Origin of the sequence: Arthrobacter ipis (assembly GCF_014694315.1) — a bacterium.
GTDB lineage: Bacteria > Actinomycetota > Actinomycetes > Actinomycetales > Micrococcaceae > Arthrobacter > Arthrobacter ipis.
The window spans coordinates 526,929-540,012 of record NZ_JAAOXD010000003.1 but is presented as its reverse complement, the minus strand read 5'-3'; the positions used below and the strand labels follow the sequence as shown (position 1 = coordinate 540,012).

Sequence of the window (13,084 nt, the reverse complement as noted above, 5' to 3'; positions counted from 1 at the left end):
CTGAAAGGATCCCGATGCTTCCCGCGGCCCGCCACCAGTCCATAGTGGACGCCGTCCGCCGCGAGCGGGTGGTCCGCGTGTCCGATCTGGCCCAGCAGCTGGGCGTGTCCCTGATGACGGTGCGTCGCGACATTGAGATGCTGGAGGAGAGCGGCCAGGTTGAGCGGATCCATGGCGGCGCCAAGCTCCCCGGGGATGCCAGCACGCATGAGCCCGGGTTCGAGCTGAAGTCCACCCAGCTGACGGCGCAGAAACGCGCCATTGCTCTGGAAGCCGCAGCCCTGGTCCATGAGGGCATGGCGGTGGCCATGAGCGCGGGCACCACCACCTGGGCGCTGGCCAAGGAACTCGCCAACGGCCCCCGGATCACCGCGGTGACCAATTCGGTGAAGATCGCCGACCTCTTCCACCATGCCTCCGCGGCGGGGTCCGGGCGCCACGCCTCCACCGTGATCCTCATCGGCGGCGAGCGCACGCCGTCGGACGCCCTCGTGGGTCCCATCGCGACGGCGGCGCTCCGCCAGCTCCATCTGGACCTGCTGTTCCTCGGGGTGCACGGCATGGACGCGGATGCCGGCTACACCACGCCGAACCTGCTGGAGGCGGAAACCAACCGAGCTTTCATCGCCGCGTCCCGCAAGGTGGTGGTCCTGGCGGACCATACCAAGTGGGGCACGCAGGGAATCAGCACCATCGCCAAGCTCGAGGAAGCCGACGAGGTGATCTGCGATTCCGGCCTGTCCCCCGACGCCCAGCGGATCCTCCGCAACCGGGTGGGCCGGCTGAGACTGGTTTAGGAGCAGGCTGCTCTAAGCGAGCACCGGCTGGTGTAGTCGGCCAGCCCTACGGGCAGCCGCAGGACTGTCGGACCAGGAGCTTCGTCGGGAAGACGCGGTGCTGGGCTGGCGCGCCCCGGTCCGCTCCGACCAGTGCCCGGACCGCTGCCTCGGCCATGTCGCGCACGGGCTGTTCCACTGTGGTCAGCGTGGGCCAGGAGTATTCGGCGTCCTCCGAACCGTCGAACGACGCCAGGGCGATGTCCCCCGGGACGGACAGGCCGGCCTCATGGAGCGCACGGAGGATGCCGATGGCCTGCATGTCGGAGCTGGCGAAGATGGCGGTGGGCCGGTGCCCCGACGCCAGAAGCCGCTGCCCTGCCGCGTAGCCGCCAACCCGGGTGAAGGCGCTGCGGGCAATGGGGCCCTCCGGCAGGCCCGCATCCCGGAGCGCCTGCACCCAACCCTCTTCGCGCGCGTCTGCTTCGTTGCCGGTGGTGGTGCCCATTGCCAGGCCAATGTTGGTGTGGCCATGGCTGATCAAATGCTCGACGGCGGTGCGGGCTCCCTTAGCCAGGTCCACGCCCACTGTGGTGACCCCGGCGGAGCTCCCGCTGTGGCTCAGGAGCACGGACGGGATCTCCGCGGCCTCCAGGTCGGCCAGCTCAGGTTCGAACAGGACGCTGGCGAGCACCACGCCGTCCACCTGGCGGGCTGCGAGGTTCCGGATGTTCCGGCGCTCCTTGGCCAGGTTGCCGTCTGAATTCGTCAGGACCAGGGCGTACCCGAGCGCCCCCGCCGCGTCCTCCACGGCGTGGGCAAGCATCGAGAAGAACGGGTTGCTGTTGTCCGGAATGACCAAACCGATCGTTTCGCTGGACCCCAGCTTCAGGGCCCGCGCAGCGGCGTTGGGGCGGTAGCCCAGCTGCCGGATGGCTTCCTGGACCTTTGCCTCGGTGGCAGGTGCCACCTTCTTCGGCCCGCCATTCACCACGTAGCTGACGACGGCGGTGCTCACCCCGGCGTACCGGGCAACATCCTTGCGGGTCACCTGGGTCCGAGGGGCGGGCGCTGCCGGAATGGTCATAGTGTCCATGCTAGCTACAGCACGTCCTGAACCGTGTCCGGGGCGTCGCCGAAGTCGCGGATGGGCAACCGTTCGCCGTTCCGCCGCGCGGACTCGTGGGCAACGATGCCGGGCAGGGTGAACCGCGCGGCCGTCCAGGCGTTGACCGGCGGCAGGGACCCCGTGTTCACGGCCGTGACAAAGTCGTCCACCAGGAACTGGTGGCTGCCTTCGTGGCCGTTGGGGGCACCGCGGAACTCCTCCGGCAGCCTGCCGCTGTCATGCACCGGCGCCAGCCCGGACACAAAGGCGTCCCGCAGTTCGGGGGCCACATTGGCGAGCGACGGATCATCCAGGGACACGCTGGGCCGGGACTCCACCTGTTCCGAGATGTCGTGGACGTTAACCTTGTCCTGCCACACCGTCACCTTGGCCAGCTGCTCAAAGCTGGCCAAGGTGCCGAAGAACCGGAAGCGGGACTCACGGATGTGCGAGGGGTAGCCCACCCGGCGCATCTCGTTGGTCCGCATGGCACCGCCGTCGTTCAGTTCAAAAAGGGCCGTGGCGTTGGAGAAGTCGTTCCCGAACATGCTGATGTCCTTGTCGAACACCCCGTCCTGGCGGTCGTCCTTCACGCCGACGCAGCTGACGCTCACCGCATGCGCCGGCAGGGCGCCGAGGACGCCGCCGATCGCGTGGGTGGGGTACAGCATGGGCGGGTAGCTGGCAGTTTCCTTCCACCGCTCCCCGCCGCTGTACTGGTAGGCGTCGTAGAAGCCGAGGTCCATGTCGTGAACGTAGTCGCCTTCGGAGTAGAACACCCTTCCGAACCGGCCGGCCGCGTGCTGCTGGCGCGCATACACCGTGGCCGGGTTGTAGTAGCTGGTCTCACCCATCATGTAGACGTTGCCGGTCTCACGGACGGCGTCGATGATTTTCGCGATCTCGTCCTCGGTGACGGCCATGGGCACGGCCGAGTAGACATGCTTTCCGGCCAGGAGGGCTCGCTGAACCAGCGGCCCGTGGGTCCACCGCTGAGTGAAGATGGCGACGGCGTCGACGTCGGACGCCAGCAGCTCATCGAAGGTGCCAATGGACCCGGCAAGGCCATACTGAGCGACCGCCTCGGCCGCGCGGTCCGCCCGCTCGTCCACGACGAAGACCTCGCTGACCCCGGGGTGGAGGTTGAAGAGATGGGCGAACTGGCCACCGAACTGCCCCACCCCGACTACACCGATTGAAAACGTCATTGTTCCTGCCTTCCTAGGCCTGGTCGGCACCGTCTTCCGGTGCGCGCACTTGTTTGCGCCACAGTCTTGCATCGGAATCTACTCGAGTCAATGTCTACAACGCTGGAGAAATTTGGTCCAGTAATCATGCCGAAATATTCCTTGCGCTCTCTTATCTACTCGTGTAGATTCGTTGGCGATTGTTAGTTCCATCACACACCCAGGAAGGGTCGATGATGACCACCCTCACTAAGAACCCTGCAGCCAGGAGCGATCAGCGTCCGGCGCGGTCCGGCAGGATCCGCCGAGGCGGCATCCGCCGGTATGGCGACCTCAAGATCGCCCTCTTCTTCATCGCCCCGGCAATGATCGGCTTCGTCCTCTTCTACGTAGTGCCCACCATCCGGGGGATCTACCTGAGCTTCACGGAATACAACATCCTCGGCGACCCGGAGTGGGTGGGCCTGGACAACTACGCGGCGATTGCGAAGGATCCGCTGTTCTGGAATTCCCTGGCCGTCACAGGGCAGTACGTCCTCATGAACATCGTGCTCCAGACGGCACTGGCCCTCGGTCTGGCCCTCCTGATGGACAGGGTAGCCAAATCCACTCTGGTCCGGGGCGCCCTGCTCCTGCCCTACCTGATGTCGAATGTCATCGCGGCCCTGCTCTGGTTCTGGATGCTGGACTACCAGATCGGCATCGTGAACCAGTTCATCGAATGGGCAGGCCTCCCCCGCGTCGCATTCTTCGGCAGCGAGGAGTGGGCTATTCCCACGCAGGCCCTGATCAACACGTGGCGGCACATGGGCTACACCGCCCTGCTGATCTTCGCCGGCCTCCAGTCCATCCCGCAGCACCTCTACGAGGTGGCCAAACTGGACGGCGCGTCACCGTTCCAGACCTTCCGGAAGATCACCATGCCGCTGCTTCGCCCGGTTCTGGTCCTGGTGCTCGTCGTCACCGTGATCGGTTCCTTCCAGGTCTTCGACACCGTGGCAGTGACCACGCAGGGCGGACCGGTAAACGCCACCCGCGTGATCCAGTACTACATCTACCAGCGCGCCTTCACCGAGTCGGATTTCGGCTACGGATCCGCCATCGCCGTCATCCTCTTCCTCATCCTCGCCCTCGTTGCCTTCATTCAAATGAAGTTCCTCAAGGGCAACGAGTCGGACCTGGACTAAGGAGTCCCGCATGACCACCACCACCAGCCGCGCGCCGCAGCCGGCCGCCGCCCGCCGCCCGGCAACCACCCGCCGTCGTCCTTTCAACGCCCGCCGCGCCTGGGCCTGGGCCCTGCTGGCCCTCGCCATCGCCGTCTCGGTGCTCCCGTTCCTCTGGGTGTTCCGCACCGCGCTGTCCACCAACGGAGCGCTGGCTACGCAGTCGGCCAGCCTGCTTCCGGCAGACTTCACCGTTGGCGCCTTCATGCGCGTCTTCGGGCTGCAGAGCCCTGCCGACGCCGTCACGGAGGGCGGTTCCGGTGCCGCCATCGACTTCTGGCTGTACCTGCGGAACTCGATCGTCTTCTCCTCCATCACCACCGCCGGGGCAGTGTTCTTCAGCGCCATGGCTGCCTACGCCTTTGCCCGGCTGCGCTGGAAGGGCCGGAACGCTGTATTCAGCCTGTTCCTGGGCACCATGCTGGTCCCGCCGATCTTCACCGCGCTGCCCAACTTCCTCCTGATCAAGAACCTGGACCTGCTCAACACCATGCTCGGAATGGTCCTGCCGTACGTCTTCATGACACCCTTCGCCATCTTCTTCCTCCGGCAGTTCTTCCTGAACATGTCCCGTGAAGTAGAGGAGGCAGCCATGCTCGACGGCGCCAAGCACCTGCGCATCTTCTTCCAGATCGTTCTCCCCAACGCCGCAGCACCCATCGCCACCCTTGCCCTGCTGACCTTTATCGGCCAGTGGAACGAGTACTTCTGGCCCCTGCTGGTCGGATCCCAGGACGAGGTACGTGTCCTCCAGGTGGGGCTCGGCGTCTTCAAATCGCAGTCGCCGCAGGGGGCCCCGGACTGGTCCGGCCTCATGGCCGCAACCCTGGTCTCGGCGCTGCCTGTCCTGGTCCTCTTCGCCGCTTTCGGCAGGAAGATCGTCAACTCCATCGGATTCTCCGGAATCAAGTAAGCTCCCCCGCTCCCTCCTCTCTCCACCCCATCCCGAACGGAAAGAAAACAATGAAGAAATCCCTCGGCACCGTCGCCGTCGCCGCGGCCATGGCCCTCTCCCTCTCCGCCTGCGGCGGCTCAGGATCCTCTGCAGAATCGGCCAAGGGCGAGATCAGCTACTGGCTCTGGGACGCCAACCAGCTTCCCGCGTACCAGCAGTGCGCCGACGACTTCACCAAGGCCAATCCCGACATCAAGGTCAAGATCACCCAGCGCGGGTGGGACGACTACTGGAGCACCCTCACCAACGGGTTTGTCGGCGGCACGGCCCCCGACGTCTTCACCAACCACCTCGGGCGCTACGGCGAACTCGCCGAGAACAAGCAGCTGCTGCCCATCGACGACGCCGTCAAGAAGGACAACGTTGACCTGGCCGCCTACAACGAGGGCCTCGCGGACCTGTGGGTGGGCCAGGACGGCAAGCGCTACGGCCTGCCGAAGGACTGGGACACCATCGGGCTCTTCTACAACAAGGCGATGCTCGCCAAGGCCGGCATCTCCGAGGACCAGATGAAGAACCTGACCTGGAACCCGCAGGACGGCGGAACGTACGAGAAAGTCATCGCCCACCTGACCGTTGACAAGAGCGGCAAGCGCGGGGACGAAGCCGGCTTCGACAAGAACAACGTGGCCGTCTACGGCCTGGGACTCAACGGCGGCGGCGACTCCTCAGGCCAGACGGAGTGGAGCTACTTCACCAACACCACCGGCTGGTCCCACACCGACAAGAACCCGTGGGGCACGCACTACAACTACGACGACCCCAAGTTCCAGGCCTCCATCGACTGGTTCGCCGGACTGGTAAAGAAGGGCTACATGCCCAAACTCGAGTCCACCGTCGGCGCAGCCATGGCAGATACCTTCGCTGCCGGCAAGTCCGCCATCAACGCCCACGGCTCATGGATGATCGGCCAGTACACGGGCTACAAGGGCATCGAGGTGGGCATCGCCCCCACTCCGACGGGCCCGGAGGGCAAGCGCGCGTCCATGTTCAACGGCCTGGCCGACTCGATCTGGGCCGGAACCAAGAAGAAGGATGCAGCCATCAAGTGGGTGGAATACCTCGCCTCGGCACCGTGCCAGGACGTCGTTGCGTCCAAGGCTGTGGTCTTCCCGGCCCTCAAGGCCTCGTCTGACAAGGCCGCTGCAGCGTTCAAGGCCAAGGGCGTTGACGTCACGGCCTTCACCGAGCAGGTGAAGAACAAGACCACGTTCCTGTACCCCATCACTGACAACACCGCCAAGGTCAAGGGCATCATGGAACCTGCCATGGACGCCGTGGTATCCGGCAAGCAGCCCGCCAGTTCCCTGACCGAAGCGAACAACCAGGTCAACGCCCTCTTCAAGTAGGGCCGGAACTGGGCGAAAATCAAAGTCCAGGCATCCACACCTGCGGGGCCGGGATCGCGCACACCGCGCCCGGCCCCGCAGCACCCCTCATACCTATCTGCTCATCACGAAAGAGACTTACCTATGGATCCCCTGCACCTCCGTTCCGCCGGCACCAGCCTGGCGATCAGCTTCAGCAGCGGGGAGGCCGAGGTCATCCACTGGGGTGCCGACCTTGGCAGTGAACTCCCTGACCTGTCCATCCTCACGGAGGCCATCCCCAACTCCGCCATCGACGCCACCGTGCCGGCCGGGCTGCTCCCCCAGGCGTCCTCCAGCTGGCGCGGGCGGCCGGGCCTGCGCGGGCACCGGATTGCCGACGGCCTCTCCGGACTCGACTTCTCCGTTCGCCTGCGCGCCGTGCGCGCCACAGTCAACGGCCGCTCCGCCGTCGTCGTCCAGCAGGATGCCGACGCCGGCATCACCGTGGAATCCACGCTCACCCTGCACGACGGCGGTCTGCTGGAACTGCAGCACACCGTCACGAACACCGGAACCACGCCGTTCCAGCTCGACGAACTGGCCGCCGTCCTCCCGGTGGCTCCAGACGCCGTCGAACTCCTCGACCTGACCGGGCGCTGGTGCCGGGAACGGCACCCGCAGCGCCGCCCCATCCAGCAGGGCACCTGGGTGCGGACCGGCCGGCACGGCCGTACCGGGCACGACTCCTCCCTGCTGTTCGCGGCCGGCACCGCCGGCTTCGGCAACCGCCACGGCCGGGTCTGGGCCACGCACCTGGCCTGGAGCGGCAACCACGAACAGTTCGCGGACACCCTCGCCGACGGGCGCACCATGATCGGCGGCTCTGAACTGCTGGGCCCGGCCGAGGTCATCCTCCAGCCCGGCGGAAGCTACTCCACCCCCAAGCTCTACGCCGCCTACTCGGACCGCGGCCTGGATGGCATCAGCGAGGCTTTCTACAGCTGGTTCCGCTCGCGCCCGCACCACGTGCTCCCGGCCGCGGGCGGCGGAAAGCCGCGCCCCGTGGTGCTCAACACGTGGGAAGCCGTCTACTTCGACCACAACCTGGATACCCTGATCGAACTCGCGGACTCTGCCGCAGACCTCGGCGTGGAGCGCTTCGTCCTCGACGACGGCTGGTTCCGCGGCCGCCGCGACGACACGGCCGGCCTCGGGGACTGGTTCGTGGACGAGACGCTCTGGCCCGACGGGCTGACACCGCTCATCGACGCCGTCACGTCCAGGGGCATGGAGTTCGGCCTGTGGGTGGAACCCGAGATGATCAACCTCAACTCGGACGTGGCACGGGCGCATCCGGACTGGATCGTTGGACCGGCCGCCGCCTCGCACAAGGACGGCGGACGCCTGCCCCTGGCCTGGCGGAACCAGCACATCATCGACCTGGTGAACCCGGAGGCATGGGAGTACATCTTTGACCGGATCAACGCCCTCCTGCGCGAAAACAACATCAGCTACCTGAAGTGGGACCAGAACCGGGACCTCACCGAACACGGCCACGCCGGACGCTCCTCTGTCCACGAACAGACCCTTGCCGCCTACCGCCTGTTCGATGAGCTCCGTAAGGCCCATCCCGGCGTCGAAATTGAAAGCTGCTCCTCCGGCGGGGCACGCGTGGACCTCGGCATCCTCGAACGCACCGACCGTATCTGGGGTTCGGACTGCAACGACGCCCTGGAGCGGCAGACCATCCAGCGGTGGACCGGCGTCGTGGTTCCGCCTGAAATGGTGGGCGGCCACATCGGCCCCACCACGTCGCACACCACCGCCCGCACCCACGACCTGTCCTTCCGCGCCATCACCGCGCTGTTCGGCCACTTCGGGATGGAATGGGATGTCCGGGAGGTCCAGGGAGAGCAGCGTGAGGAGCTCAGGCGCTTCATCGAGCTGTACAAGGAGCACCGCGGGCTGATCCACAGCGGCCGGATGGTCCGGGCCGACGTGCCCGACGAGTCGCTCATGCTCCACGGTGTGGTGGCCGGTTCCGCTGCTGGTTCCGGTCCCGGTGCCGTTGCCCTTGCTGCGGGCACGACGGCGGCGCTGTTCGCCCTGGTGAGCACGCGCACCTCGTTCGCCGAGCAGCTGGGACGGGTCGCCCTGCCAGGGCTCGAGGCGGATTGCCGCTACCGGGTGGAGGCCATCTTCCCGGCCCCGGTGGACGCCGATTACGGCCACACCTTCACCCAGGTCCAGCCGCCGGCATGGCTGGCTTCCGGCGCGGAGGCCAGCGGCCGCTTCCTGGCCGAGGTGGGGCTCCCGATGCCCAGCCTCAACCCGGAGCACGCGCTGGTGCTGAAGGTCACGGCCCTCTAGAAACGCGAACTTAAGCCCCGCACCGCCGGCCCTCCAGCCGGCGGTGCGGGACGCCGCGTTTTCCGTAACGAAAGCCTCGCCCTCGGAGCCCGGCAACCCGACGCGATAGATTTGCAGGCATGACTGAAGCCCCCTCCGCCACCGAAGCCGGCCGCGGCACCATCCTCGTCCTCAACGGCCCCAACCTGAACCTCCTCGGCACCCGCGAGCCGGAAAAGTACGGCACAGCCACGCTGGCCGACGTCGAGCAGCTCGCCAAGGACACTGCCGCCGCCCTCGGGCTCGACGTCGAGTGCTTCCAGTCCAACCATGAGGGCGCGCTGGTGGACGCCATCCACGCCGCCCGCGGCAAGGCCATCGGCATCGTCCTGAACGCCGGGGCCTACACCCACACCTCTGTGGCCATCCGGGACGCGATCTCCGCCGTCCAGGTCCCCGCAGTGGAAGTCCACATCACCAACGTGCACGCCCGCGAGGAATTCCGCCACCACTCCTACCTCTCCGACATCAGCAAGGCCGTGATCGCCGGTGCCGGGGTTCTGGGCTACCGGTTCGCCGTGGAGTACCTCGCCGACCTGAATGCCGGCAAGGCCTGACCATGACGGCGGCGGCCCTCGGCACCGCAGAGTGGTACCGGCATTTCGGCACTGTTGATGCCCCCGGTTCCTCGCCCTGCTATGCGAACTGGTCGCTGCACATCGCCAACGATCCTGAGCTGATCGCCCGGATCGACCGCTGGCCGTACAACAAGCGCCAGCCCCTGCTGATGCTCGCCGCCGCCCGCTTACTCGGCGCCAAGGTCTCCGCGTACCCGGAGTTCCGGGCCTTCCTGGACGAGCACTGGGCCGAGGTCTCGCGCACCGTCATGTCCCGCGCCACGCAGACAAATGAGGTGGGCCGCTGTGCCACCTTGCTTCCGTCGCTCGAGGCCATCGCGGCCGCCGAGGCCCGGCCGCTCGCGCTGATCGAGGTGGGCGCCTCCGCCGGGTTGGCCCTGTTCCCGGACCGCTACAGCTACGAGTTCGACGACGGCGCCACAGTCACGCGGCTGGATCCCGGCGCGTCCGCCGAACTGCACGCCGGGTCCGGCGAAGTGCCGGAGCCTCCCGTCCTGCGCTGCAGGACAGCGGGCCCGGTTCCCCTGCCGGACAGCTTGCCCTCTGTGGAGTGGCGGGCCGGGATCGACCTCAATCCACTGGACGTACGGAATCCCGACGACGTCACCTGGCTTGAGGCACTGATCTGGCCGGAGCAGGAGTTTCGCCGTGAGCGGCTGCGCCGGGCCATTGCTGTTGCGCGCCAGGATCCGCCTTTACTCGTTGCCGGCGACCTCAACGAACAGCTGCTGTCGCTGGCCGAGCAGGCCCCTCCCGACGCCGCACTGGTGGTGTTCCACAGTGCCGTCATGGGCTATGTCAGCGCTGACGGGCGCGCCAGGTTCCGGGCCACCATACAGAGCCTTGCGCGGGACCGGAGTTGCCACTGGCTGTCCAACGAGGGCGAGACCGTGATCATTCAGGAGGACGGTTCCGTGGTTGTTCCCGAGATGGATCCCGGCCGGCTCCGTGGCAACTTCCTGCTGCTACACAACGGGCAGCCGGTGGCCATCACCGGCCCGCACGGCCAGAGCCTGGACTGGCTGTAACCGGGTGGTCCTCCCGCTGAATGCCCGATTGCCGGATGCCGCTACTGCTGGATGCACTGCCCCGACGACACGGGGCTGGACAGGCTCGGTGCCTCTGCTGCCACCGGCCGGAGGTCAATCATCGGAATCGCGAAGCCCAGGGCTGCGTTGGATGTTGTCTTCGCGAAGATGACGCCTGCCACCTCCCCGTTGGTGGTGAGCAGGGGCCCGCCGGAGTTGCCGGGCTGGACGTCGCCGGCGAGCTTGTACACCTCGTCGGGAACAGGGTTGTTGCCATAGATGTCCGGCACCAGCACTGTGGAAATGCCCTGCACAGTTGCCGGCTTGGACTGGTAGGGGCCGCCATGCGGGTAGCCCGCAAACGCGGCGGCGGTTCCCGCGGGCAGGTCAGGACTCAGCGGCAGCGCCTCGGTAGGCAGTCCGTCCACCGCCAGGACTGCGAGGTCACGCTTGCTGTCAAAGTAGACCACCCGGCCCGGCATGGCGCCGCCACCTGGGACCTCCACAACGGGCTGCGACACACCCGCAACGACGTGCGCGTTGGTCACCACGCGACCTGATGACACCACGAAGCCTGTTCCGGTCTGGTTCTGCCCGCACTGGAACGCGGTTCCCGCGATCTTCAGGACCGAACCGGCTGCCCTGTTCAGGGCCGGTGTGTCCGTGCTGGCGTTCGGGGCCGGAACCTGCTGCTGGTCCTGGCCAATGCCCTCAAAGAGAGTCGGGATGCCGTCACCAATAACCGCCGAGCGCAGCTGCGCCATCGCGGATTTGACCGGGTTGGGCGTCAGTCCGTCTATGAAACGGATCACCTTGGACTCGGCCAGCTGCTGCGAGACGAAGGGCACACCAAGTGCGCTGATACTGAAAGCCAGCATGGACATGACCAGCGCGGACACGACCAGATTGACGGCCCCGCCAACGAGTCTGTCCACAGCCCGGAGCGGCCGCATGCGGACGGCGCTGCGGATACTGCGCCCGATCATTGTTCCGAGCGCGTTGCCGAGGACCACCAGAAGGACGGCTGTGCCGATGATGGCGGTCAGGCGCCACCCACTGTCCTCGACGAAGTCACTGACCAGCGGAACGGAGAGGAATGCGGCCACCGCGCCCGCAGTGAAGCCGGCCAGGCCGCCGACGGTCACCAGGAAGCCGTTGCGCAGGCCGTAGATAAGATAGGACAAAAGCGTGAGTATCAACGCAAGGTCCAGAACGGTCAGGCCAAACACCGGGTCTCCTCATAAGCAGCTAAGCCCCGATTCTACTGGTGAAGTCTGACAAATTGCCGTGGATGCGTGGGGCCTGCGCTGGTCTCGCGGCGTCTTTTAGGGCGTTTCAGCTGCCAAGTACGTCACAGAACGTTGAAAATTCTGAAACAATGGCACAAGCGCCCCAGACGACACTTTTACTCAGGAGAATTCATGGACATCGAGGTATTGCGACGCGCACCCCTTTTCGCCACGCTGGACGACGACGCGTTCCGCCTGCTGACGGACGAACTGACCGAAGTCGACCTGTCCCGCGGTGCATCCGTCTTCCGTGAGGGCGACCAGGGTGACCAGCTCTACTTCATCGTCTCCGGCAAGGTGAAGCTCGGCCGCACCTCCCCCGACGGCCGCGAATCCCTGCTGGCCATCCTCGGCCCCGGTGAGCTCTTCGGCGAGATGGCCCTGTTCGACCCGAGTCCGCGCACCGCCACGGCCACCGCCGTCTCGGAGACCCGCCTGGCCGGCCTCAAGAACGAGAGCCTGAACTCCCTGCTGCGGACCCGTCCGGAGGTCTCGGCCCAGCTGCTGCAGGCGTTGGCCCGCCGCCTCCGCCGCACCAACGACTCTCTCTCCGACCTGGTCTTCTCTGACGTGCCCGGCCGCGTGGCCAAGGCCCTCCTGGACCTCGCCGACCGCTTCGGCCGCCCTGCCACCGACGGCGTTCTCGTGGCACACGAGCTCACCCAGGAAGAGCTGGCCCAGCTCGTCGGCGCGTCCCGCGAAACCGTCAACAAGGCTCTGGCCGAGTTCGTCCAGCGCGGTTGGCTGCGCCTCGAAGCCCGCGCCGTCGTGATCTTGGACATGCAGCGCCTCCGCCAGCGCTCCCGCTAAGTCCCGCTAGCAGCAAAGGCCGCCCCGTTCTTCGGGGCGGCCTTTGTCCTTTAACTCACCACCGGCTTCAACTCACCACCGGCGGAAGCGGCCCTTCGGCGTCGCTTAGCGCGTAGGTCCCTTCCCAACACTCGCAAGCTCGCGTCGGGGCTTACGTCGAAACTGCCCCATCGGTCGCTGAGCAACCTACATGCCGCGACCGCCGCGATGCGCTCCTTTCCGAAGGTCCGCAACCCGCCTCAGTTGGTGGTCAGGAAAGGCGACAAGACCTGAGGACGCGTCGGGAAAAGGCGACAGGATCTGAGGACGCGTCGGGGGCAGGTTCAAGGGGTCGTTGCAACACCTGAGTGATTGGTGTTGTTGTGGGACGTTTTGGTCGGCCTGAGGTGTTGCGTGAGGTTGTGCGGG

Annotated in this window: 11 protein-coding genes; 8 read left to right on the top strand and 3 right to left on the bottom strand. The window is 66.4% G+C overall.

Annotation, left to right across the window (positions count from 1 at the left end):
• The first annotated feature begins 14 nt into the window (after positions 1 to 14).
• Positions 15 to 797, top strand: coding sequence for a DeoR/GlpR family DNA-binding transcription regulator (locus G9E11_RS09530; RefSeq protein ID WP_190605065.1), 783 nt, complete (start codon positions 15 to 17; stop codon positions 795 to 797).
• Between the two features lie 46 nt (positions 798 to 843).
• Here G9E11_RS09530 and G9E11_RS09525 read toward each other — a convergent pair whose 3' ends face one another.
• Both G9E11_RS09525 and G9E11_RS09520 read right to left on the bottom strand, forming a co-directional pair.
• Positions 844 to 1,863: a LacI family DNA-binding transcriptional regulator gene (locus G9E11_RS09525; protein ID WP_414635183.1), complete on the bottom strand. Its 1,020-nt coding sequence runs from the start codon at positions 1,861 to 1,863 to the stop codon at positions 844 to 846.
• A gap of 14 nt (positions 1,864 to 1,877) precedes the next feature.
• A complete protein-coding gene (locus G9E11_RS09520; RefSeq protein ID WP_190605061.1) occupies positions 1,878 to 3,092 on the bottom strand; it encodes a Gfo/Idh/MocA family protein in 1,215 nt (404 codons plus the stop codon).
• A gap of 215 nt (positions 3,093 to 3,307) precedes the next feature.
• On the opposite strand from G9E11_RS09520, the gene G9E11_RS09515 reads away from it, so the two are divergent.
• The 6 genes from G9E11_RS09515 to G9E11_RS09490 all read left to right on the top strand — a co-directional run bounded on the left by G9E11_RS09515 (position 3,308) and on the right by G9E11_RS09490 (position 10,577).
• Positions 3,308 to 4,258 (top strand): carbohydrate ABC transporter permease, encoded by a 951-nt coding sequence (locus G9E11_RS09515; RefSeq protein WP_190605060.1) that lies wholly within the window; start codon positions 3,308 to 3,310, stop codon positions 4,256 to 4,258.
• A 10-nt stretch (positions 4,259 to 4,268) separates the two neighbouring features.
• Complete coding sequence (locus tag G9E11_RS09510; RefSeq protein WP_190605058.1) at positions 4,269 to 5,210, top strand: carbohydrate ABC transporter permease; 942 nt, start codon at positions 4,269 to 4,271, stop codon at positions 5,208 to 5,210.
• Between the two features lie 50 nt (positions 5,211 to 5,260).
• Complete coding sequence (locus tag G9E11_RS09505) at positions 5,261 to 6,601, top strand: ABC transporter substrate-binding protein (protein WP_190605056.1); 1,341 nt, start codon at positions 5,261 to 5,263, stop codon at positions 6,599 to 6,601.
• 123 nt (positions 6,602 to 6,724) lie between these two features.
• Positions 6,725 to 8,932 (top strand): alpha-galactosidase, encoded by a 2,208-nt coding sequence (locus tag G9E11_RS09500; RefSeq protein WP_190605054.1) that lies wholly within the window; start codon positions 6,725 to 6,727, stop codon positions 8,930 to 8,932.
• A 119-nt stretch (positions 8,933 to 9,051) separates the two neighbouring features.
• Complete coding sequence (gene aroQ / locus G9E11_RS09495; RefSeq protein WP_190605052.1) at positions 9,052 to 9,528, top strand: type II 3-dehydroquinate dehydratase; 477 nt, start codon at positions 9,052 to 9,054, stop codon at positions 9,526 to 9,528.
• A 2-nt stretch (positions 9,529 to 9,530) separates the two neighbouring features.
• On the top strand, positions 9,531 to 10,577 hold the full coding sequence (locus G9E11_RS09490) for a DUF2332 domain-containing protein (protein ID WP_190605050.1): 1,047 nt from the start codon (positions 9,531 to 9,533) through the stop codon (positions 10,575 to 10,577).
• Between the two features lie 41 nt (positions 10,578 to 10,618).
• Here G9E11_RS09490 and G9E11_RS09485 read toward each other — a convergent pair whose 3' ends face one another.
• Positions 10,619 to 11,806 carry a MarP family serine protease gene (locus G9E11_RS09485; RefSeq protein WP_190605048.1) on the bottom strand — a complete coding sequence of 396 codons (1,188 nt, stop codon included), beginning with the start codon at positions 11,804 to 11,806 and terminating at the stop codon, positions 10,619 to 10,621.
• A gap of 192 nt (positions 11,807 to 11,998) precedes the next feature.
• Between G9E11_RS09485 and G9E11_RS09480 the strand changes: the two genes are divergently transcribed.
• Positions 11,999 to 12,676 (top strand): Crp/Fnr family transcriptional regulator, encoded by a 678-nt coding sequence (locus tag G9E11_RS09480; protein WP_003797871.1) that lies wholly within the window; start codon positions 11,999 to 12,001, stop codon positions 12,674 to 12,676.
• Positions 12,677 to 13,084 lie beyond the last annotated feature (408 nt).

What these genes read in the sequence shown, in the direction of transcription:
- G9E11_RS09500 (WP_190605054.1), top strand. Translation starts at nt 6,725, where the DNA reads ATGGATCCCCTGCACCTCCGTTCCGCCGGCACCAGCCTGGCGATCAGC.
- G9E11_RS09510 (WP_190605058.1), top strand. Translation starts at nt 4,269, where the DNA reads ATGACCACCACCACCAGCCGCGCGCCGCAGCCGGCCGCCGCCCGCCGC.
- G9E11_RS09480 (WP_003797871.1), top strand. Translation starts at nt 11,999, where the DNA reads ATGGACATCGAGGTATTGCGACGCGCACCCCTTTTCGCCACGCTGGAC.
- G9E11_RS09515 (WP_190605060.1), top strand. Translation starts at nt 3,308, where the DNA reads ATGACCACCCTCACTAAGAACCCTGCAGCCAGGAGCGATCAGCGTCCG.
- G9E11_RS09505 (WP_190605056.1), top strand. Translation starts at nt 5,261, where the DNA reads ATGAAGAAATCCCTCGGCACCGTCGCCGTCGCCGCGGCCATGGCCCTC.
- G9E11_RS09530 (WP_190605065.1), top strand. Translation starts at nt 15, where the DNA reads ATGCTTCCCGCGGCCCGCCACCAGTCCATAGTGGACGCCGTCCGCCGC.
- G9E11_RS09520 (WP_190605061.1), bottom strand. Translation starts at nt 3,092, where the DNA reads ATGACGTTTTCAATCGGTGTAGTCGGGGTGGGGCAGTTCGGTGGCCAG.
- aroQ (WP_190605052.1), top strand. Translation starts at nt 9,052, where the DNA reads ATGACTGAAGCCCCCTCCGCCACCGAAGCCGGCCGCGGCACCATCCTC.
- G9E11_RS09490 (WP_190605050.1), top strand. Translation starts at nt 9,531, where the DNA reads ATGACGGCGGCGGCCCTCGGCACCGCAGAGTGGTACCGGCATTTCGGC.
- G9E11_RS09525 (WP_414635183.1), bottom strand. Translation starts at nt 1,863, where the DNA reads ATGACCATTCCGGCAGCGCCCGCCCCTCGGACCCAGGTGACCCGCAAG.